The sequence below is a fragment of the Pseudomonas sp. R4-35-07 genome, from assembly GCF_003852235.1.
In the GTDB taxonomy this organism is placed as follows: Bacteria; Pseudomonadota; Gammaproteobacteria; order Pseudomonadales; family Pseudomonadaceae; genus Aquipseudomonas.
Genome location: NZ_CP027732.1, coordinates 4,208,046 through 4,229,982, shown reverse-complemented (window position 1 = coordinate 4,229,982; position 21,937 = coordinate 4,208,046). Strand labels below are relative to the sequence as shown.

14 protein-coding genes are annotated in these 21,937 nt (G+C 61.6%); 7 read left to right on the top strand and 7 right to left on the bottom strand.

Annotated features, from left to right (window positions below; translation table 11 throughout):
* Positions 1-22: 22 nt before the first annotated feature.
* Positions 23-1,042, top strand: coding sequence for a quinone-dependent dihydroorotate dehydrogenase (locus tag C4J89_RS19215; protein WP_124363922.1), 1,020 nt, complete (start codon positions 23-25; stop codon positions 1,040-1,042).
* A gap of 132 nt (positions 1,043-1,174) precedes the next feature.
* On the opposite strand, the gene rmf is transcribed toward C4J89_RS19215, so the two are convergent.
* Positions 1,175-1,390 carry a ribosome modulation factor gene (rmf, locus tag C4J89_RS19210; RefSeq protein ID WP_002553055.1) on the bottom strand — a complete coding sequence of 72 codons (216 nt, stop codon included), beginning with the start codon at positions 1,388-1,390 and terminating at the stop codon, positions 1,175-1,177.
* Positions 1,391-1,922: 532 nt separating this feature from the next.
* Between rmf and rlmKL the strand changes: the two genes are divergently transcribed.
* Both rlmKL and C4J89_RS19200 read left to right on the top strand, forming a co-directional pair.
* On the top strand, positions 1,923-4,187 hold the full coding sequence (gene rlmKL / locus C4J89_RS19205; RefSeq protein ID WP_124415316.1) for a bifunctional 23S rRNA (guanine(2069)-N(7))-methyltransferase RlmK/23S rRNA (guanine(2445)-N(2))-methyltransferase RlmL: 2,265 nt from the start codon (positions 1,923-1,925) through the stop codon (positions 4,185-4,187).
* A gap of 130 nt (positions 4,188-4,317) precedes the next feature.
* A complete protein-coding gene (locus tag C4J89_RS19200) occupies positions 4,318-6,705 on the top strand; it encodes a GGDEF domain-containing protein (RefSeq protein ID WP_124415315.1) in 2,388 nt (795 codons plus the stop codon).
* Between the two features lie 2 nt (positions 6,706-6,707).
* Here the strand turns inward: C4J89_RS19200 and dacB are convergent, their stop codons facing one another.
* Positions 6,708-8,168 (bottom strand): D-alanyl-D-alanine carboxypeptidase/D-alanyl-D-alanine-endopeptidase, encoded by a 1,461-nt coding sequence (gene dacB / locus C4J89_RS19195; RefSeq protein WP_124363919.1) that lies wholly within the window; start codon positions 8,166-8,168, stop codon positions 6,708-6,710.
* 236 nt (positions 8,169-8,404) lie between these two features.
* Here dacB and C4J89_RS19190 point away from each other — a divergent pair, with 236 nt between their 5' ends.
* The gene (locus C4J89_RS19190; RefSeq protein ID WP_010208515.1) at positions 8,405-8,749 is read left to right on the top strand and encodes a YggL family protein; all 345 of its coding nucleotides are present in this window, start codon (positions 8,405-8,407) and stop codon (positions 8,747-8,749) included.
* A 37-nt stretch (positions 8,750-8,786) separates the two neighbouring features.
* On the opposite strand, the gene C4J89_RS19185 is transcribed toward C4J89_RS19190, so the two are convergent.
* Positions 8,787-9,977, bottom strand: a complete 1,191-nt coding sequence (locus C4J89_RS19185; protein ID WP_124415314.1) for a benzoate/H(+) symporter BenE family transporter — start codon at positions 9,975-9,977, stop codon at positions 8,787-8,789.
* A 214-nt stretch (positions 9,978-10,191) separates the two neighbouring features.
* On the opposite strand from C4J89_RS19185, the gene C4J89_RS19180 reads away from it, so the two are divergent.
* Positions 10,192-10,956: a GntR family transcriptional regulator gene (locus C4J89_RS19180; RefSeq protein ID WP_124415313.1), complete on the top strand. Its 765-nt coding sequence runs from the start codon at positions 10,192-10,194 to the stop codon at positions 10,954-10,956.
* 153 nt (positions 10,957-11,109) lie between these two features.
* On the opposite strand, the gene guaD is transcribed toward C4J89_RS19180, so the two are convergent.
* The 4 genes from guaD to xdhA all read right to left on the bottom strand — a co-directional run bounded on the left by guaD (position 11,110) and on the right by xdhA (position 17,215).
* Positions 11,110-12,414 (bottom strand): guanine deaminase, encoded by a 1,305-nt coding sequence (guaD, locus tag C4J89_RS19175; RefSeq protein ID WP_124415312.1) that lies wholly within the window; start codon positions 12,412-12,414, stop codon positions 11,110-11,112.
* A gap of 7 nt (positions 12,415-12,421) precedes the next feature.
* Positions 12,422-13,264 carry a xanthine dehydrogenase accessory protein XdhC gene (gene xdhC / locus C4J89_RS19170; RefSeq protein ID WP_124415311.1) on the bottom strand — a complete coding sequence of 281 codons (843 nt, stop codon included), beginning with the start codon at positions 13,262-13,264 and terminating at the stop codon, positions 12,422-12,424.
* A 119-nt stretch (positions 13,265-13,383) separates the two neighbouring features.
* A complete protein-coding gene (gene xdhB / locus C4J89_RS19165) occupies positions 13,384-15,774 on the bottom strand; it encodes a xanthine dehydrogenase molybdopterin binding subunit (protein ID WP_124415310.1) in 2,391 nt (796 codons plus the stop codon).
* Positions 15,767-17,215, bottom strand: a complete 1,449-nt coding sequence (gene xdhA, locus C4J89_RS19160; protein WP_124415309.1) for a xanthine dehydrogenase small subunit — start codon at positions 17,213-17,215, stop codon at positions 15,767-15,769. Before xdhA ends, xdhB begins: the two co-directional genes overlap by 8 nt.
* 280 nt (positions 17,216-17,495) lie before the next feature.
* Here xdhA and C4J89_RS19155 point away from each other — a divergent pair, with 280 nt between their 5' ends.
* Both C4J89_RS19155 and smc read left to right on the top strand, forming a co-directional pair.
* Entirely contained in the window at positions 17,496-18,155 is a 660-nt protein-coding gene (locus C4J89_RS19155; protein WP_124415308.1) for a GntR family transcriptional regulator, read from the top strand.
* A 2-nt stretch (positions 18,156-18,157) separates the two neighbouring features.
* Positions 18,158-21,646, top strand: coding sequence for a chromosome segregation protein SMC (smc, locus tag C4J89_RS19150; RefSeq protein WP_124415307.1), 3,489 nt, complete (start codon positions 18,158-18,160; stop codon positions 21,644-21,646).
* The last annotated feature ends 291 nt before the right edge of the window (positions 21,647-21,937 follow it).

Here is a 21,937-nt window from a genome sequence, read left to right as displayed (position 1 = left end):
GCCATCCGAGTCTAGCCCGCCCATGTATACCCTGGCCCGCCAGCTGTTGTTCAAACTCTCCCCGGAAACCTCCCACGATCTGTCCCTGGACCTGATCGGTGCGGGTGGCCGCCTGGGGCTCAATGGCCTGGTATGCAAGGCTGCGGCGAAGGTGCCGGTGTCGGTGATGGGCCTTGAATTTCCCAATCCGGTCGGGCTGGCGGCCGGCCTGGACAAGAACGGTGCGGCAATCGACGGGTTTGCGCAGTTGGGTTTCGGTTTCGTCGAAATCGGCACCGTGACGCCTCGGCCGCAACCTGGTAACCCCAAGCCCCGGATCTTCCGCCTGCCGGAAGCCGAGGCGATCATCAACCGCATGGGCTTCAACAATCTGGGTGTGGACCATTTGTTGTCACGGGTTCAGGCGGCGAAGTACAAGGGCATCCTCGGTATCAACATCGGCAAGAATTTCGACACGCCGGTAGAGCGCGCGGTGGACGATTACCTGATCTGCCTGGACAAGGTCTACGCCCATGCCAGCTACGTCACCGTCAACGTCAGCTCGCCCAACACCCCGGGCTTGCGCAGCCTGCAGTTCGGCGACTCCCTCAAGCAATTGCTCGAAGCATTGCGCCAGCGCCAGGAAGACCTGGCAGTGCGCCACGGCAAGCGGGTGCCATTGGCGATCAAGATCGCTCCCGATATGAGCGATGAAGAAACCGTGCTGGTGGCCCAGGCCCTGATGAACGCTGGCATGGATGCGGTGATCGCGACCAACACCACCCTCAGCCGTGTGGGCGTCGAAGGCCTCGCTCACGGTGACGAGGCGGGCGGTCTGTCCGGCGCGCCGGTGCGGGACAAAAGCACCCATATCGTCAAGGTGCTGGCGGCCGAACTGGCGGGGCGCTTGCCGATCATCGCCGTGGGGGGTATCACCGAAGGCAAACACGCGGCTGAAAAGATTGCGGCGGGCGCAAGCCTGGTGCAGCTGTACTCCGGTTTCATCTACAAAGGCCCCGCGCTGATTCGCGAAGCGGTGGACGCGATCGCCGCCCTGCGCTGAAGGCGCTTGTGCGCCAGGCAATAAAAAGGGCTCCCTAAAGGAGCCCCTGGGCCGAAGCCCGCCGCCCGGATAGGACGTGCGTGGTTAAGTCGCTACATATTCAAGTTGATGTGTCGGAATTAAGTGCCCTGATTAGCCGACGGCGTGAAGTTCGTTGAGTCTGTGGATACCCGCAGTGCCAGTCATACCGTCCCAGTTGTCGCCTCGTCCTTCTCGCCAGCCATTGATCCAGGCTTGGCGCACCGACGGTAGAGTAAATGGGCAAAGCTCACGGGATTTTCCATGAACGCCATATTGATATCCGCGTAAAAATGCTCTTTCCAACGGATCACGCTTAAGTCTTCTCATAGGGTGTTTCCCTCACTTGTTGACTGTCTAGATATCCTTCGGCCTCGTGTGAGGCCGGGCAGAGTTTTTCTGCCGTTGGTGGGCTCGCTGCCGGCGTGGCGAGCCGATGTGTCGGCGTCGTTACGGCGCCAACCTGTGTTGAGTTCTAACCAATAGGCCACATGGATTCAATGATCGTTTTGTCATAAGCACGTAACGATAACGATGCTATAGCCATAAGCTGGGATGGCTTTTCGCCCCTTTTCCAGGGCAAAGCCAGCTATGATGTGCCCTGCGAAGAGAATGTGTTTAATCCTTTGGTGAGAATGCCCACCTGTTGCAGTCGGTTATTATTCGACGAAGGGTCGGAATATTTCTTTTTGTTGCTTCAAATTCTTCTTCTGCCCCGTCACTAAAGGCCCAAAGGCCCGTCAGACGAGGTGGAGCGGCACATTCGTGCCACGCGAGCACTCTTCAAGAAAAGTGCTTGATTGAAAACCGAACCGGCGATGCGTCGCCCGTTCATTGATTGCTGAAAAGCCTGGAATGCCCCATGTCGGACCGTTTTGAACTCTTCCTCACCTGCCCCAAGGGCCTCGAAGGCCTGCTGATCGAGGAAGCCGTCGGGCTTGGCCTTGAGGACGCCCGCGAGCACACCTCGGCCGTGCGCGGCATGGCCGACATGGAAACCGCCTACCGCCTGTGCCTGTGGTCGCGTCTGGCCAACCGGGTGCTGCTGGTGCTCAAGCGCTTCCCGATGAAGGACGCCGAGGACCTCTACCACGGCGTGCTGGATATCGAATGGGCCGACCACATGGTCAGCGACGGTACGCTGGCGGTGGAGTTCAGCGGTCACGGCTCGGGCATCGACAACACCCACTTCGGCGCGCTGAAGGTCAAGGATGCAATCGTCGACAAGCTGCGCACCCCGGCTGGCGAACGTCCGTCCATCGACAAGATCAACCCGGACCTGCGCATCCACCTGCGCCTGGACCGTGGCGAAGCCATCCTGTCCCTGGACCTGTCCGGCCACAGCCTGCACCAGCGCGGCTACCGCCTGCAGCAGGGTGCCGCGCCGTTGAAGGAAAACCTGGCGGCCGCGATCCTGATCCGCGCCGGCTGGCCGCGCATCGCTGCCGAAGGCGGCGCATTGACCGACCCGATGTGCGGCGTCGGCACCTTCCTGGTCGAAGGCGCAATGATCGCCGCCGACATGGCGCCCAACCTCAATCGCGAACTGTGGGGCTTCACCACGTGGCTCGGACACGTCCCTGCGTTGTGGAAGAAGCTGCACGCCGAGGCCACCGAACGCGCCGCTATCGGCATGAACAAAACCCCGCTGTGGGTGCGTGGCTATGAAGCCGATCCGCGTCTGATCCAGCCGGCCCGCAACAACATCGAGCGCGCCGGCCTGAGCCACTGGATCAAGGTGTACCAGGGCGAAGTCGGCACGTTTGAGCCGCGCCCGGACCAGAACCAGAAAGGCCTGGTGATCTGCAACCCGCCGTACGGCGAGCGCTTGGGGGACGAGGCCAGCCTGTTGTACCTCTACCAGAACCTTGGCGAGCGTCTGCGCCAGGCTTGCATGGGCTGGGAAGCCGCAGTGTTCACCGGCGCGCCGGACCTGGGCAAGCGCATGGGCATCCGCAGCCACAAACAGTATTCGTTCTGGAACGGCGCGTTGCCGTGCAAATTGTTGCTGATCAAGGTCAACCCGGATCAGTTCGTCACCGGCGAGCGTCGTACCCCGGAGCAGCGCCAGGCTGAACGTGAGCAAGCGGCTTACGACCAGGCTCCGACCGAACCGGTCGAGCGTCAGTACAACAAGAACGGCAACCCGATCAAGCCAGCTCCGGCCCCGGTGGTCGAACAGGCGCGCTTGAGCGAGGGCGGGCAAATGTTCGCCAACCGCCTGCAGAAGAACCTCAAGCTGCTGGGCAAGTGGGCCAAGCGTGAAGGCGTGGATTGCTACCGCGTGTACGACGCCGATATGCCGGAGTACTCCATGGCTATCGACCTGTATCACGATTGGGTGCATGTGCAGGAATACGCCGCGCCGAAGTCCATCGACCCGGAAAAAGCCTCGGCGCGCATGTTTGACGCGCTCGCGGCAATTCCCCAGGCACTGAACGTCGACAAAAGTCGCGTGGTGGTCAAGCGTCGCGAGCGTCAGAGCGGCACCAAGCAATACGAGCGTCAGAGCGCCCAGGGCAAGTTCACCGAGGTCAGCGAAGGTGGCGTGAAGCTGCTGGTCAACCTCACCGACTACCTGGACACCGGCCTGTTCCTCGACCACCGCCCGATGCGCCTGCGCATTCAGAAGGAAGCGGCGGGCAAGCGTTTCCTCAACCTGTATTGCTACACCGCCACCGCCAGCGTGCACGCGGCCAAGGGTGGCGCGCGCAGCACCACCAGTGTCGATTTGTCCAAGACCTACCTGGACTGGGCGCGTCGCAACTTCTCCCTCAACGGCTTTTCCGACAAGAACCGCCTGGAACAAGGTGATGTGATGGCGTGGCTGGAAGCCAGTCGCGATGAGTTCGACATGATTTTCATCGACCCGCCGACCTTCTCCAACTCCAAGCGCATGGAAGGCATTTTCGACGTGCAGCGTGACCACGTGCAATTGCTCGATCTGGCCATGGCGCGCCTGGCGCCGGGCGGCGTGCTGTACTTCTCGAACAACTTCCGCAAGTTCCAGCTGGAAGACAACCTCAGCGAACGCTATGCGGTCGAGGAGATCAGCGACAAGACCATCGACCCGGATTTCGCGCGTAACGCCAAGATCCACCGCGCCTGGAAAATTACCGCCCGCTGATGCGTGTGGCGAGGGAGCAAGCTCCCTCGCCACCGCAGGTATTTACGCTGGTCAAACCCCCCACCGATGGCTATAACTTAACGTCCAGCCAAAGTGACACCCCCGCACGCTGGCGTTGTGAGTATCGCCTATGCCAATGCAAGCCGTACGCCCGAAGATCCTTGGTTTTATCAGTGAACAGGCATCGGCTTGGCTGGTGGCATTGGTGGTGCTGGCAATCGGTAGCGCGCTGACCCTGGTCATCGCGTGGGCCGCTGCCGACCTCAATCAGCAGCAGGTGCGCCAGCGCTTCCAGTTGCTGGTCAATGAGCGCTACAGCCGGATTCAGGAGCGCTTCGAAGACCAGGAACTGCGCCTGGATAGCCTGCGCCGCTTCTTCGTCAATTCCGGCGAAGTGTCTCGCAGCGAGTTTGACGGCTTCGCCCAGCCTTTGTTGTTGCATGCGCGTGCCTATGCCTGGGCGCCGCGTGTGCTTCGGGATCAGCGCAGCCGGTTTGAACAGGACATCTCGCGCCAGCGCGGCGTACCTTTCAACATCCGTGAACTGAATTCGGCAGGTGAGTTGGCGCCCGCTTCCGAGCGCGATGAATATGTACCGGTGTTATACAGCCAGACCCAAAGTCTGTTGGGCTCGCCGTTGGGGTTTGATCTGCTGGCCCAACCCCTGCGGCGCGCTGTGCTGGAGCGTGCGCAAAAAAGCGGCAAGGTGGCGGTGTCCCAGCCCATGCAATTGGTGGGCGTGGAACCGGCCTATGCCGCAGGGGTGCTGCTGGTGGCGCCGGTCAGCAAGACGCTCGATGCCCAGCCGTACGGTTACGTCATGGCGGTGATCAGCATGCGCCAACTGGTGGCCGATGGATTGCCCAAGGCGAACCGGGATAACCTGGCGATGCAGATCGTCGACACCTCCGACACTGAGCAGCGTGTGCTGTATGCGTCCAGCAATGCGCCGGGCGGCAGCGACCTTGTCGCCGCCCGACGTCTTACCCTCGGTGACCACGTCTACGCGCTGAGCCTGCGTGCCAGTGAGGTATTCGACAAGGCCAACCATTCCTCGACCAACACCATACTGATTATGGGCGTGCTGCTGAGTGTGCTGCTCAGTGCCTTGCTTTATGTGTTGGTCAGCCAACGCCAGCGGGCGTTGACCCTGGTGGAGCAGCGTACCGCTCAGTTGCGCATGCGTGAACAGGAGCTACGGGGCGCGCATGGTCAATTGCGCAGCGTGCTGAATGCAGCGACGCACGTCGCAATCATTGCCACGGACTTGCGCGGTGTCATCAACATGTTCAATGCCGGGGCCGAGCGGATGCTGGGGTTCAAGGGCGAGCACGTGGTGGGCCGCCTGACGTTGGAAAGTCTGCACCTGGCCGCCGAGCTCGAGACCCGCGCCACGCGCTTGAGTGTGTCGCTGGGCAAGCGTATCGCGCCGAGCCAGGCGATGCTGGTGGAAAGTCCCGACGGTCAACAGGATGCCCGCGAGTGGACGTTGGTGCGCGAGGACGGCAGCCCGTTGACCGTCAATATGCTGGTCACGGTGTTGCTGGATGACCATGGCCTGTGGGTCGGGCACTTGGCGATTTACCTGGATGTTACCGAGCAGAAGCGCGCCTACGAAGCGTTGGCCGCGCGCGATCGCTTGCTGAAAAAGCTCAGTGCCCATGTGCCTGGCGGCATTTTCCAGTTCACCCTGGAGCCCCACAACAGCTGGCGCTTCATTTACGCCAGCGAAGGCATGCGCGATATCTATGAGATCGAGCTTGGTGTGTTGCAGCAGGATGCGGGCAAAGTCCTGGAACGCATTCACCCCCTGGACCTTGAGCGGGTACGCGCGTCGATACGCTTGTCGGCGCTGCAACTGAGCCATTGGCGCGAAGAGTATCGCGTGCAGCTGCCCCAGCGCGGCCTGCGCTGGATTCGTGGCGAGGCCACGCCGGAGGAATTACCCGGCGGCGGTACGTTGTGGCACGGTTATGTGTCGGATATTTCCGACCTCAAGCGCGTGGAAGAAGAGTTGCGCACGCTGTCCATCACTGACTCCCTGACGGGCATCCACAATCGCCGCTATTTCCAGGACCGCATGAAAGCCGAACTGCTGCGCCACACCCGCACGTCGGGGGCGCTGTCGGTGATCATGCTGGATGTCGACCACTTCAAGCGGGTCAATGACCAGTACGGGCACGGCGCCGGGGACGGTGTGTTGCAGGAGCTGTGCAGGCGAATCAGCAAACGCTTGCGCCGCACCGACGTGTTCTGTCGGTTGGGTGGGGAAGAATTCGTGGTGCTATGCCCGCACACCGATGGCGCCCAGGCTTACCACTTGGCGACGCAGTTGTGGCAGTCGTTGCGCAGCACGCCGATGGCGCCGGCGGGCATCGTCACCGCCAGCTTTGGGGTGGCCAGCTGGCGTGTCGATGAAGGCATTGACGGGTTGCTGCTGCGCGCGGACTCGGCGGTGTATACCGCCAAGCAGACGGGCAGGGACCGGGTGGAGCTCTGTGGCAGCGGCGTTGAATAGGTCTAGAGCACCGGTGCGGCTGCAACCGCCTTCGGCTGGCGATACAGGTCCAGCAGCACTTGGTCCAGCACCGACGACGCGCCCCACGGCTTGGAGTCGTTGAGAATCGCCACCACCGCCCAGGTGTTGCCGTTGTTGTCACGGCTGAACCCGGCGATGGCGCGCACGGTGTTCAAGGTTCCGGTCTTCACATGGGCTTCACCGCGCATGGCGGTGGTCTTCAGGCGTTTACGCATGGTGCCGTCGGTGCCGGCGATCGGCAGCGAGCTGATGTACTCGGCGGCGTAGGGGCTTTTCCAGGCCGCTTGCAGCATGGCCGCCATTTCGCGGGCGCTGATCCGTTCGGCGCGGGACAGGCCGGAACCGTTCTCCATCACCAGGTGGGGCGCGGTAATGCCTTTTTTCGCCAGCCACTGACGTACTACGCGTTGCGCGGCCTTGGCATCGTCGCCATCGGCATCGTTGCGAAACTGCGCGCCCAGGCTCAGGAACAGTTGCTGGGCCATGGTGTTGTTACTGTATTTATTGATGTCGCGGATGATTTCCGCCAGGTCCGGCGAGAATGCTCGGGCCAGGACCTTGGCATCCTTGGGCACTGGCGCCTGGATATCGCGGCCCTGGATGGTGCCGCCTAATTCCTTCCAGATCGCACGCACGGCGCCGGCGGTGTAGGTGGCATGGTCGAGCAGTGACAGATAGGTCTGCGAACTGCAGCCGTCCGCCAACTGGCCACTGACGGTCACGGTCATACTGCCATCGGCGGCGGTCATCGGGCTGTAGCGCACGTCGCCAGTGCACTGTTTGGCGTTGGAGACTTTCACCTGGTTGTCGATGCGAATGCTCGCAATCGGCGGCTCGACCGACACGATCACCCGCCCGGCATCGTTGCGTGTCACGAAGCGCAGGGCTTTGAGGTTGACCAGCAGCGCATCGGGCTTGACCAGGAACGGCTTGTTCTCGTCGTTGCCGTCGTCATTGAACTCCGGCAATTGCGGCTGGTGGAAGAAGTTGCGGTCCAGCACCAGGTCGCCGGTGACCTGCTGTACGCCATTGGCGCGCAGGTCGCGCATCAACAGCCAGAGTTTTTCCATATTCAGCTTGGGATCGCCGCCGCCCTTGAGGTACAGGTTGCCGCGCAACACGCCGCCGCTGAGTACGCCGTCGGTGTAGAACTCGGTTTTCCACTGATGGTTGGGGCCGAGCATCTCCAGGGCCGCGTAGGTCGTCACCAGTTTCATGGTGGAGGCCGGGTTCACCGACACGTCGGCATTGAACACGGTCGGCGTACCGGGGCCGTTCAAGGGCAGCATCACCAGGGACAATGCGGTGTTTTGCAATTTTGCCTTCTGGAGGGCCTGGGCAACGCTGGGGGGCAGGGTGTTGTTGACGGGGGCGGCGGTGGCGCAAACGGCCAGTGGCAGAAGAACACCGGCGAGTAAAACAGAACGTAAAGATTTGATCATAAGAAATAAAACCCTACTGCTGAGAAGGGTGAAAAAGGCGAGGGGTATGGAAGAAAATCCCTCATTGGTCATGAAAGTGTCGGCATTATGCCCCAAGCGGAGCTTACGTGTAGCTGAACGATAGCGGGGAATTAGGGTTTTTTTATCGCTTAAGCGCCGCCCGTCCCAGAGAGTCGGGCAATTGCCGCCTTAAACTGCTAAAGTGCCGCCCGTTATTACTTATGAGGATTGTTCCAATGGCGACTAACCGTTCCCAGCGTCTGCGCAAAAAACTGTGCGTTGATGAATTTCAAGAGCTGGGTTTCGAACTGAACCTGGACTTCAAAGAAGGCCTGAGTGAAGAAGCTATCGACGCTTTCCTCGAAGCATTCATCAAAGAAGCCATGGAAGCCAACGGTCTGGGCTATGTCGGCGGCGATGACTACGGTCTGGTTTGCCTGCAGAAGCGCGGCTCGGTCTCCGAAGAGCAGCGTGCTGCTGTCGAAGCCTGGCTGAAAACCCGTTCCGAGCTGACCAAGGCTGAAGTCAGCCCGTTGCTGGACGTGTGGTATCCGGAAAAGCCGATCAACGCGGCTAAGTGATACTGAAAAAAACGGCGACCTGAGGGTCGCCGTTTTTTTATGCCTTGCGTCCGTTCAGAATCAGCAACGTCAACACCCCCGCCACAATCCCCCAGAACGCCGAACCGATGGAAAACAACGTCAAGCCTGACGCGGTGACCATGAAGGTAATCAGCGCCGCTTCCCGTTCCTTCGGCTCATTCATGGCGATGCTCAGGCCATTGATGATCGAGCCAAACAACGCCAGGGCCGCGATCGACAGCACCAGTTCCTTGGGCAACGCTGCGAACAATGCCGCCAAGGTGGCGCCGAACACCCCGGCAATCCCGTAGAACACCCCGCACCATACGGCGGCGGTGTAGCGCTTGTTGCGGTCTTCATGGGCGTGCGGCCCGGTGCAGATCGCCGCGCTGATCGCCGCCAGGTTGATGCCGTGGGAGCCAAAGGGCGCCAACACCAGTGAGGCGAGGCCGGTGGTGGTGATCAATGGCGAGGCCGGCACGCTGTAGCCGTCGGCGCGCAGCACGGCGATACCCGGCATGTTTTGCGAGGTCATCGCCACCACGAACAGCGGGATGCCGATACTGATGGTCGCCGCCAATGAGAAGTGCGGCGTGGTCCACACCGGTGCCGCGACTTCCAGGTGAAAGCCGCTGAAGTCCAGCAGCCCCATCAAGCCCGACAGCAGGGTGCCGATCACCAGTGCAGCCAGCACGGCATAACGCGGCGACAGGCGCTTGATGACCAGGTAAGTGAAAAACATCCCCAGCACCAGGCCGGTGCGATGCTGCGCGGCGACGAAAATTTCGCTGCCGATCTTGAACAGAATCCCCGCCAGCAACGCCGCCGCCAGTGAGGCAGGGATGCGCTTGACCAGCTTTTCAAAGCTGCCGGTCAGCCCGCAGAGGGTCACCAGCACCGCGCAAGTGATGTAGGCGCCGATGGCCTCGCCGTAGGTGACCCCGCCCAGGCTGGTGATCAACAGCGCTGCGCCGGGTGTCGACCAGGCAATGGTGATCGGCGTGCGATAGCGCAGGGACAGGCCGATGCTGCACACCGCCATGCCGATGGAAAGCGCCCATATCCACGACGAAATCTGCGCCGTGGTCAAACCGGCGGCCTGGCCGGCCTGGAACATCAGCACCAGCGAACTGGTGTAGCCGGTCATCATGGCGATGAAACCGGCGACGACGGCCGAAGGTGAAGTGTCGGCCAGCGGGCGCAAAGGCGCTTGGGTGGCGTCGGTCATGGAAAGATGATCCTTGTGCAAGAGAAGTTGCGGATTCAAGCCTAAACTCAAACGCAACGACTCATTGCAATACAGCCGACGCCGCAAACAGCCGTACAGTGTGTTGGCGCAGTGGGTTGTGTACAATGTGCCCTGTTTTCAGGTGATACTTGCCAGCGACCCGCTGTTGCCGTATTACCGTTAATTCGCCGCCGTTCTCCAAACCCGAGTGCCCATGAACGAACAGTTGCAACCTCTCAAGAAACAACCGCGAGCCGGCAAGGCCGGTCGCAGCGGAACCCAGGACGATATCGTGTATGCGCATATCTTCGAGGCGATCCTCGAACAACGCCTGGCACCCGGCACCAAATTGAGTGAAGAGGCACTGGGCGAAATCTTCGGCGTGAGCCGCACCATCATTCGCCGCGCCTTGTCGCGCCTGGCCCATGAAGGCGTGGTGCTGCTGCGGCCCAACCGTGGCGCGGTCGTCGCCAGCCCGAGCGTCGACGAGGCCCGCCAAGTGTTCATGGCGCGGCGCCTGGTGGAGCGGGCGATCACCGAGCTGGCGGTGCAGCACGCTACCGCTGAGCAACTGGCCCAGTTGCGCCAGATGGTCAACGACGAACGCGACAGTTTCTCCCGTGGCGACCGTGGCGCCGGCATCCGTCTCTCCGGCGAATTCCACTTGAAGCTGGCTGAAGCGGCGAAGAATGCGCCGCTGATCAGCTTCCAGCGCAGCCTGGTGTCCCAGACTTCCTTGATCATCGCCCAGTACGAAAGCGGCAACCGCTCGCACTGTTCCTACGATGAACACACCCAACTGATCGACGCGATCGAAGCCCGGGATGCGGTACTGGCGGTGGATTTGATGATGCATCACATGGACCATATCGACAGCAAGCTCAACCTCGATGAGGAAAGCGCGTCGGATGATCTGCATGCGGTGTTCTCGCATTTGCTGCAGACCAAGAAGCCAGGGCGTACGTCGGTAAAACTGTAACTTCCCTGACTCACCTGGGATAAAAATGTGGGAGGGGGCTTGCTCCCGATTGCGGTGTGTCAGACAACATATTTGTTACTGACCGACCGCTATCGGGAGCAAGTCGAATCGTCGCACCGCCCCTCCCACATTGGTTTTGTGGTGTATCTGAAATCAGCGTTGATGTACCAGCTGACCCGCCGCGTAGGTCTGCAACACCGTCCGATCATCCCCCAGGGTCATCAGCACAAACAACGTCTCGGCAATGGTATTCGCCTGCTTCAAGCGATAGCTCAGCAACGGCGTGGCGTTGTAGTCCAATACCAGAAAGTCCGCATCCGTGCCCGGTTGCAAGGTGCCGATCTTGTCTTCCAGGCGCAGCGCGCGCGCACCGCCCAAGGTGGCCAGGTACAGCGACTTGAATGGGCTCAACCGCGCACCCTGCAACTGCATGACCTTGTAGGCTTCATTCAAGGTTTGCAGCAGCGAGAAGCTGGTGCCGCCGCCCACGTCGGTGCCCAGGCCCACATTCAATTTGTGCTTCTCGGCCATCGGCAGGTTGAACAGGCCACTGCCGAGGAACAGGTTCGACGTTGGGCAGAACGCCACGGCCGAGCCGGTTTCTGCCAGCCGTGCGCATTCGTCGTCGCACAGGTGCACGCCATGGGCAAACACCGAGCGTTCGCCGAGCAGTTTGTAGTGGTCGTACACGTCCAGATAGCCGTTGCGCTCTGGAAACAACGCCTTCACCCATTCGACTTCCTGCTTGTTCTCACTGATGTGGGTCTGCATATACAGGTCCGGATACTCCCCCAGCAGTTGCCCGGCCAATGCCAGTTGCTCCGGCGTGCTGTTGGGGGCGAAACGTGGCGTCACCGCATAATGCAGGCGGCCCTTGCCGTGCCAGCGCTCGATCAGTGCCTTGCTTTCCTGGTAGCCGGATTCCGGCGTGTCGGTCAGATAATCCGGCGCATTGCGGTCCATCATCACCTTGCCGGCGATCATGCGCAGGTCGAGTTTTTCGGCGGCTTCGAAGAACGCGTTCACCGACTGCGGGTGCACGCTGCCGAACACTAGCGCGGTGGTGGTGCCGTTGCGCAGCAGTTCCTTGATGAAAATATCCGCCACTTCTTCGGCGTGCGCCTTGTCGGCGAACTGGCTTTCACACGGGAAGGTGTAGGTGTTAAGCCAGTCCAGCAACTGCTCGCCATAGGCGCCGACCATACCGGTCTGCGGCAGGTGGATATGGGTGTCGATCAGGCCGGGGGTGATCAGCGCATCCTGGTAGTGGGTGACGTCGATGTCGGCGGGCAGGGTCGGCAGTAGGTCGCCGGCGTGGCCAAGCGCGCTGATCCGGCCGTTGTCGATCACCAGCAGGCCGTCTTCGAAATACTCATAGGACGCGTCGATGCCGACCTCGGCGGGGTCGGCGATGCTGTGCAGGATGGCGGCGCGGTAGGCTTTGCGGGTCAAAGGCATGCTGATCTCAATTCTTGGCTTGGCTGCGGCGTGACACCGGCAGCAGTTTGGCGATGGGCTCGGCGCTGGCGGTGTGCTGGCCGAAATGGGCGTTGTAGGTGGCGATGATTTCGCCGGCGATGGAAATGGCGATCTCTACCGGCAATTTGCCCTTCACCTCGCTGAGGCCCATCGGGCAGCGCAGGCGTTGCAGGTGCGCGGTGTCGAAGCCGCGATCGCGCAGGCGATGTTCGAACTTGACCCGTTTGGTTTTGGAGCCGATCAGGCCGCAGTAGGCAAAGTCATTGCGCTTGAGCAGGGCGGCGGTCAGTTCCAGGTCCAGTGCGTGGTTGTGGGTCATGACGATGCAGTAACTGCCCGCCGGCAAGTCGGCGATTTCGTCGACTGGCTCTTCGCTGACGATTTTACGCACGCCCTGGGGGATGTGTGACGGAAACTCCTGCTCGCGCGAGTCGATCCAGCGCACCCGGCACGGCAGGCTCGCCAGCAACGGCACCAGCGCACGCCCCACGTGGCCGGCGCCGAACACCGCGATCTGCACCTGCACCTGGCCCATGGGTTCGAACAGCAGCACCGTCACGCCGCCGCAGCACTGGCCCAGGCTCGCGCCGAGGCTGAAACGCTCCAGGTGGGTGTTCTGCTGGCCACGGGCAAGCATGTCGCGGGCGATGTGCGTCGCCTTGTATTCCAGGTGCCCGCCGCCGATGGTGTCGAAGGTGTGGGCGGCGCTGATCACCATCTTCGAGCCGGCGTTGCGCGGCGTGGAGCCAAGCTCCTCGATGATGGTGACGAGCACGCAGGGTTCGCCTTGGTTCTGCAGGTCGGCGAGGGCGCTGATCCAGTTGTTCATGGTCACCTCAGTTAGATCGTTCCCACGCTCCGCGTGGGCATGCATACCGTGACGCTCTGCGTCACCAGAGCGGACGCAGAGCGTCCAGGCCGGCATTCCCACGCAGAGCGTGGGAACGATCAAGCCAGCTCGGTTGCAGCTTGAGTGGCGTTTGTTTGCAACTGCCGCATCTGCTCACACCCCCACAACACCCGCTCCGGCGTGGCCGGCGCGTCGATCCTGGGCTGATGACGATAGTCACCCAGGCTCGCCACCGCATCCTTGATCGCGCACCACGAGGCAATCCCGAGCATGAACGGCGGTTCCCCCACGGCCTTGGAATGGAACACCGTGTCCTCCGGGTTCTTGCGGTTTTCCACCAGCTTGACCCGCAGGTCCAGCGGCATGTCCGCCACGGCCGGGATCTTGTAGCTGGCCGGGCCGTTGGTGAGCAGCTTGCCCTTGTTGTTCCATACCAGCTCTTCCATGGTCAGCCAGCCCATGCCCTGGATAAACCCGCCTTCCACCTGGCCGATGTCGATGGCCGGGTTCAGCGAGGCGCCCACGTCGTGCAGGATGTCGGTGCGCAGCATTTTGTATTCGCCGGTCAGGGTGTCGACGATCACTTCGCAGCACGCCGCGCCAAAGGCGAAGTAGTAGAACGGTCGCCCGCGTGACTGGCTGCGGTCATAGAAGATTTTCGGGGTTTTGTAGAAGCCGGTGCTCGACAGCGAGACCTGAGCGAAATACGCCTGTTGGATCAGCGCCTCGAAGCTCAGGATCTGTTCACGCACGCGCACATGACCGTTGCGAAATTCCACGTCCGCCTCGCTGACGTCGTACTTGCGCGCGGCAAATTCCACCAGGCGCTGCTTGATGGTTTCGGCGGCATTCTGCGCGGCCTTGCCGTTCAGGTCGGCGCCGCTGGAGGCCGCCGTCGGCGAGGTGTTGGGCACCTTGTCGGTGTTGGTGGCGGTGATCTGCACGCGGTCGATATCCACCTGGAACACTTCGGCCACCACCTGGGCGACCTTGGTATTCAGGCCCTGGCCCATTTCGGTACCGCCATGGTTCAGGTGAATGCTGCCGTCGGTGTAGATGTGGATCAGCGCACCGGCCTGGTTGAGGAAGCTGGCGGTAAACGAGATGCCGAATTTAACCGGCGTCAGCGCCAGGCCTTTTTTCAGGATCGGGCTGTGGGCGTTGTACAGGCGGACCGCTTCGCGGCGCTCGGCATATTGGCTGCTGGCCTCAAGCTCGGCGGTCATTTCTTCAAGCATGTTGTGCTCGACGGTCTGGTAGTAGTGGGTGACGTTGCGCTCGGTCTTGCCATAGTAGTTGGCCTTGCGCACCGCCAGCGGGTCCAGCGCCAGGTGGCGGGCGATGGCGTCCATCACTTCCTCGATGGCGACCATGCCTTGGGGGCCGCCGAAGCCACGATAAGCGGTGTTGGAGGCGGTGTTGGTCTTGCAGCGATGGCCGTTCACCGTCGCGTCGCCCAGGTAATAAGCGTTATCGGCATGGAACATCGCGCGGTCGACAATCGAGTTGGACAAGTCTGGCGAACAACCGCAGTTGCCGGCCAGGTCCAGGTTGATGCCGTGCAAACGCCCGGCGTCGTCGAAGCCCACGTCGTATTCGATGTAGAAGGGATGGCGCTTGCCGGTCATCAGCATGTCTTCGACCCGCGGCAAGCGCATCTTGGTCGGCTGGCCGGTGAGGCGCGCCACCACCGCGCACAGGCAGGCGGGGCTGGCGGCCTGGGTTTCCTTGCCGCCGAAGCCACCGCCCATGCGGCGCATGTCGACGACGATCTTGTTCATCGACACGCCTAGCACTTCGGCGACAAGCTTCTGCACTTCGGTGGGGTTCTGCGTGGAGCAGTAGACGATCATGCCGCCGTCTTCGGTGGGCATCACCGAGGAAATCTGGGTCTCCAGGTAGAAATGTTCCTGGCCGCCGATGTGCAGCGTGCCCTGGATGCGGTGTTGAGCCGCTGCCAAAGCGCCGGCCGAATCACCGCGTTGGTGGGTGTGGCTGTCGAGCACGAAGTGTTTGTTGCGAAACGCCTCGACCACGTCCAGTACCGGCTCCAGGTCTTGGTATTCGATCACCGCCGCCATGGCCGCTTTGCGGGCGGTCTCAAGATCACGGGCGGCCACGGCCAGTACTACCTGGCCGACGAACTGCACGGTGTCGATGGCCAGCAGCGGATCGCCGGGCATCAGCGGGCCGATGTCTTTCAGGCCCGGTACGTCTTCGTGGGTGATCACGATACGCACACCGTCGAAGGCGTAGCAGGGCGCGGTGTCGATGCTGAGGATTTTCGCGTGGGCGCGGTCGGACATGCGCGCATACAGGTGCAACTGGTTAGGAAACTCGAGGCGGTCGTCGATGTACTGCGCCTCACCGCTGACATGCTTGGCGGCGCTGTCATGCTTGACGCTGCGGCCGACCCCGGAGGTCAGGTCGCGGGCGAACAGTTCGGCCAGTTCGGCCTGGGTTTTTTCCACGGCGTGATGGTTAGACATAAGCGGTCACCCGAGTCTCGATGTGCGGCGTTTGCAGTTCGATGAAGTATTTGCGCAACAGGTTCTGCGCGCTGAGCAGGCGGTATTCCTTGCTGGCGCGGAAGTCCGAGAGCGGGGTGAAGTCCTCGGCCAGGGCGGCACAGGCTTTCTCCACGGTGGCGGCGTTCCAGGTAGCACCCGTCAGCTGCGTCTCGCAGTGCCTGGCGCGCTTGGGGATGGCGGCCATGCCGCCGAAGGCGACGCGGGCCTCGCTGACCACACCGTTGTCGAGCTTGAGGTTGAAGGCGGCGCACACGGCAGAAATATCATCGTCCAGGCGCTTGGAAACCTTGTACGCGCGAAACAGTGAGTGGCCCTTGGGCACGATGATTTTCTCGATGAATTCGCTGTCCTGGCGGGCGGTCACGCGGTAGTCGATAAAGTAGTCCTCCAGCGCCAGGGTGCGCCGGGTATTGCCCTTGCACAGCACAATCTGTGCGCCGAGGGCGATCAGCAACGGCGGCGAATCACCAATCGGCGAGGCGTTGCCGATATTGCCGCCGAGGGTGCCCTGGTTGCGGATCTGCAGCGAGGCAAAGCGATGCAGCAATTCGCCGAAGTCGGAGTATTCGTGGTGCAGCGCGGCGTAGCAGTCGGAGAGGGCGGTGGCGGCGCCGATTTCCAGGCGATCGTCGTAGGATTCGATGCGCTTCATTTCTTCGATATTGCCGACGTAGATCATCACCGGCAGGGTGCGATGGAACTGGGTGACTTCCAGCGCCAGGTCGGTGCCGCCGGCCAGCAGGCGGGCTTGCGGATAGGCGTCGTAGAGGTCGGCCAGGTCGGCGACGGTCAGCGGCACCAGGCAACGTTTGTCGCCACTGTTGAGTTCACCGGTTTGTGTCGGCGCAATGGCCTTGAGCTGCGCGATGGTCCGGGCCTCGCGGCTGTCGAACTGGTCCTGGGGCTTGTTGCAGCAGGCCTGTGCGGCGGCGGCCAGAATCGGGCGATAACCGGTGCAGCGGCACAGATTGCCGGCCAGGGCTTCATGGGCTTTCTGGCTGTCGGGGGCGTCGCTGTTCTTTTGCAGGGCAAACAACGACATCACGAAACCCGGGGTGCAGAAGCCGCACTGTGAACCGTGGCACTCGACCATCGCCTGTTGCACGCTGTGCAGTTGGCCCTGGTGCTTGAGGTCTTCGACACTGATCAGTTGCTTGCCGTGCAGCGACGAGACAAAGGTCAGGCACGAATTGAGGCTGCGATAACGAATCTGCTCGACGCCTTGATCGTTGCGGTGCAACTCACCGACCACCACGGTGCATGCACCACAGTCGCCGCTGGCGCAGCCTTCCTTGGTGCCGGATTTGCCCACATGCTCACGCAAATAGTTGAGCACGGTCAGGTTGGGGTCCAGGGCGTGCTCGCTACGGAGTTCCTGGTTAAGTAAAAACTGGATCACGGAAGGCCTCGCAGATTCATTATTGTTGTTAACCGCTTTGCGCCGAATCTAGTCATGTCTGACTTTTCGGTCAATGATTTTCTGACCTAAGGGTCAAGAAACTGCGGTCACAACCTATTCAATTATGGTTCAGTCTTCTGGAACCGGTGTTTTCAGGGGCTTGTGGCTTTCCAGGCTTGCGTGTTTCATGCCAAATTCGCCACCGTGGGCGTAGCGCCATCAGCGGGCCAATGCGCTACACTGCCGCGCTTGTACCGATAGCAGATTTTGAAGGGAAAACATGACGTTCAAGGCGCCGGACAGTCTCGCCGAGCAAATCGCTCACCACCTCGCCGAACGTATCATTCGCGGCGATCTCAAGCCTGGGGAGCGGATCCAGGAACAGAAAGTCACGCTGGCGCTGAATGTCAGCCGTGGTTCCGTGCGCGAAGCCCTGCTGATCCTCGAGCGCCGGCACTTGATCGCGATCCTGCCGCGCCGTGGCGCCCACGTCACCGAACTCAGCGCACACAAAGTGCAGAGCCTGTGTACGTTGATGGGCGAGATGTACATCCTGCTCGGCAATGCGGTTGCCGAAGGCTGGCAGACCCAGGCCGACATGGCGCCCTTCCTGCAAATCCAGCAGCGCCTGATGGCCAGCTATGAGCGCCAGGACATCCGCGCCTTCGTCGAAGAAAGCTTCAATGTGATGCGCGCCGCGTACCCCTTCGCCAATAACCCGTATCTGCAGGAAACCGTCGAGAACCTGCAGCCGGCGATGAACCGTGCCTATTATTTGGCCCTGGAGCAGCGCAAGGCGGAAATGAGCGAGTACCTGACGCTGTTCGAACAGCTGCTCGCTGCCGTACTGGCCCGTGCCCTGGCGCAGATCCGCCTGGTGTTGTCGGCTTACTGCCAGCGCAGCAGCACGCTGGTGATCGCAGCGTTGGCGGACGCCTAAGCGTGCGGCTCAAGTGCATCAAGTTGGCGGGGTTCAAATCCTTCGTCGACCCGACCACGGTGAACTTCCCCAGTAATATGGCGGCGGTGGTCGGGCCCAATGGTTGCGGCAAGTCGAACATCATCGACGCCGTTCGTTGGGTGATGGGCGAGAGCTCGGCAAAAAACCTGCGCGGCGAGTCGATGACCGACGTCATCTTCAACGGCTCCACCAGCCGCAAACCGGTGAGCCAGGCCAGCATCGAACTGGTGTTCGACAACTCCGACGGTACCCTGGTCGGCGAGTACGCGGCTTACGCCGAAATTTCCATCCGCCGTAAAGTCACGCGCGACAGCCAGAACAGTTACTTCCTCAACGGCACCAAATGCCGTCGACGCGACATCACCGATATCTTCCTCGGCACAGGCTTAGGGCCACGCAGCTACTCGATCATCGAGCAGGGCATGATCTCCAAGCTGATCGAAGCCAAGCCTGAAGACCTGCGCAACTTTATCGAGGAAGCGGCCGGCATCTCCAAATACAAGGAGCGCCGCCGCGAGACCGAAAACCGCATCCGCCGCACCCATGAAAACCTCGCCCGCCTGACCGACCTGCGCGAGGAACTGGAACGCCAGCTGGAGCGCCTGCACCGCCAGGCCCAGGCCGCCGAGAAGTATCAGGAATACAAGGGCGAAGAGCGCCAGCTCAAGGCCCAACTGTCGGCCCTGCGCTGGCAGGCGTTGAACGATCAGGTCGGCCAGCGCGAGGCGATCATCGGCACCCAGGAAGTCAGCTTCGAAGCGCTGGTGGCCGAGCAGCGCAACGCCGACGCCAGTATCGAACGCCTGCGGGACGGGCACCATGAGCTGTCCGAACGCTTCAATCTGGTGCAGGGGCGCTTCTATTCGGTGGGCGGCGACATTGCCCGGGTCGAACAGAGCATCCAGCACGGCCAGCAGCGTCTGCGCCAGTTGCAGGACGATCTGAAGGAAGCCGAGCGCGCACGCCTGGAGACCGAATCGCACCTGGGCCACGACCGCACCTTGCTGCTGACCCTGGGCGAAGAGTTGGACATGCTCACCCCCGAGCAGGAAATCACCAGTGCCGCCGCCGAAGAAGCCGCGGCGGCGCTGGAAGAGGCCGAAACCAGCATGCACGGCTGGCAGGAGCAGTGGGACACGTTCAACCTCAAATCCGCCGAACCGCGGCGCCAGGCCGAGGTGCAGCAGTCGCGTATCCAGCAACTGGAAACCAGCATGGAGCGTTTGGCCGAGCGTCAGCGCCGTCTGCAGGAAGAGCGCGTGTTGCTCGCCGCCGACCCGGAAGACGCGGCGATCCTGCAGTTGAGCGAGCAACTGGCCGAAAGCGAAATGACCCTGGAAGAGCTCGAGGCCAGCGAAGCGCAGCAAGTGGAACGCCTGGAGCAATTGCGCCAGCAACTGCACACGGCGACCCAGGCGCAGCAGCAGGCCCAGGGCGATTTGCAGCGGCTCAACGGGCGGCTGGCATCGCTCGAAGCCTTGCAGCAAGCCGCGCTGGACCCTGGCACCGGCACCGCCGAATGGCTGCGCGACCAGCACCTGGCCGAACGCCCGCGCCTGGCCGAGGGTTTGAAAGTAGAAGCCGGTTGGGAACTGGCGGTGGAAACCGTGTTGGGCGCCGACCTGCAAGCGGTGCTGGTGGATGATTTTGGCGGCTTCGACCTGGCCGGTTTTGCCCAGGGTGACTTGCGTCTGCTCAGCCCGGCCGCCGATGGCACGCGCGTGCCGGGCAGCCTGCTGGACAAGGTCGAGGCGGCGATTGACCTGTCGCCGTGGCTGGGCCAGGTCAAACCTGTGGAAACCCTTGAGCAGGCTTTGGCCCAGCGCGGCCAGTTAGCGGCCGGCGAAAGCCTGATCAGCCGCGACGGTTACTGGGTCGGCCGGCACTTTCTGCGCGTGCGACGCGCCAGCGAAGCTGAAAGCGGCGTATTGGCCCGTGGCCAGGAAATCGTCAACCTGAGCGCCGAGCGTGAAGAGCGCGAAGCCACCTTGGAAGGCCTGGAAACCGAACTGCAAACCCTGCGCGCTACTCAACGCCAGCAAGAGACCGGCCGCGAACACCTGCGCCGCCTGTTGCAGGACGAGGCACGCCAGCAAGGCGAACTCAAAGCCCAGCTGTCGGCGAGCAAGGCCAAGGTCGAACAACTGACCCTGCGCCGCACCCGCCTTGACGAAGAAGTCGCCGAGATGGGCGAACAGCGCGCCCTGGAGCATGAACAGGTCGGCGAAGCGCGCCTGCACCTGCAGGAAGCCCTCGACAGCATGGCCCTGGACACCGAACAGCGCGAACTGCTGCTGGCCCAGCGTGACAGTTTGCGCGAGCGCCTCGACCGCGTGCGCCAGGAAGCCCGTCAGCACAAGGACCACGCCCACCAGTTGGCGGTGCGCCTGGGCTCGTTGCGTGCCCAACATGATTCCACGCGCCAGGCTCTTGAACGCCTGGAGATGCAATCGGAACGCCTCACCGAAAAGCGCGAGCAGTTGAGCCTCAACCTGGAGGAGGGCGAAGCGCCCCTTGAAGAGCTGCGCCTCAAGCTTGAAGAGCTGCTCGACAAACGCATGAGCGTCGACGAAGAACTCAAGACCGCGCAGATCGCCCTGGAAGACGCCGACCGCGAACTGCGCGACGCCGAAAAGCGCCGCACCGTGGCCGAGCAGCAGTCCCAGTTGATTCGCGGCCAGCTCGAACAACAGCGTATGGAGTGGCAAGCGCTGACCGTGCGCCGCAAGACTTTACAGGATCAACTGCTCGAAGACGGTTATGACCTGCACGGCGTGCTCAACACACTGACCGCCCAGGCCAACGAAAAAGACGCCGAAGAAGAACTTGAGCGGATTGCCGCGCGTATCCAGCGACTCGGTGCGATCAACCTCGCGGCCATCGATGAGTACCAGCAGCAGTCCGAGCGCAAGCGTTATCTGGATGCCCAGGACGCCGACCTGGTCGAAGCCCTCGACACCCTGGAAAACGTGATCCGCAAGATCGACAAGGAGACCCGCAACCGCTTCAAGGATACCTTTGATCAGATTAATGGCGGTTTACAGGCGTTATTCCCAAAAGTTTTCGGTGGTGGCAGCGCCTACTTGGAACTGACGGGCGAAGATCTACTCGATACAGGGGTAACGATCATGGCGCGGCCTCCGGGCAAGAAGAACAGCACCATCCATTTGTTGTCCGGCGGCGAAAAGGCCTTGACGGCGCTGGCGCTGGTATTTGCCATTTTCAAGCTGAACCCGGCACCGTTCTGCATGCTCGACGAAGTTGACGCACCGCTGGATGACGCTAACGTTGGACGCTACGCTCGGCTGGTCAAGGAGATGTCCCAGACCGTGCAGTTCATCTATATCACCCACAACAAGATCGCCATGGAAATGGCCGATCAGTTGATGGGCGTGACGATGCATGAGCCGGGTTGTTCGCGTTTGGTGGCGGTGGATGTGGAAGAAGCGATGAAGATGGTGGACGCCTAGCGGCGAGTTGTTAGTTTTAAGCTCCAAGCTCCAAGCTTCAAGTGAGTGGGCTTGCAGCTTGAAGCTTGAAGCTTGTAGCTCAGAGCTTGTAGCCACAGTTGGAGCTGGCTGTAGGAAATTACCTACCATGCCGAAAAGCTGGCAATTCGACACATTTCGCTGCAACTGTGTAAAGTTATCTTTGGTCGTGCTAGTTTAATGTCAATTTTTCGTATGCGTGGGCAAAACGTCAGTCAGAACATAGAGTTGGCGCCACGTTTTAAAGCGGTTTGCACGGTGCTAAACCCCTTA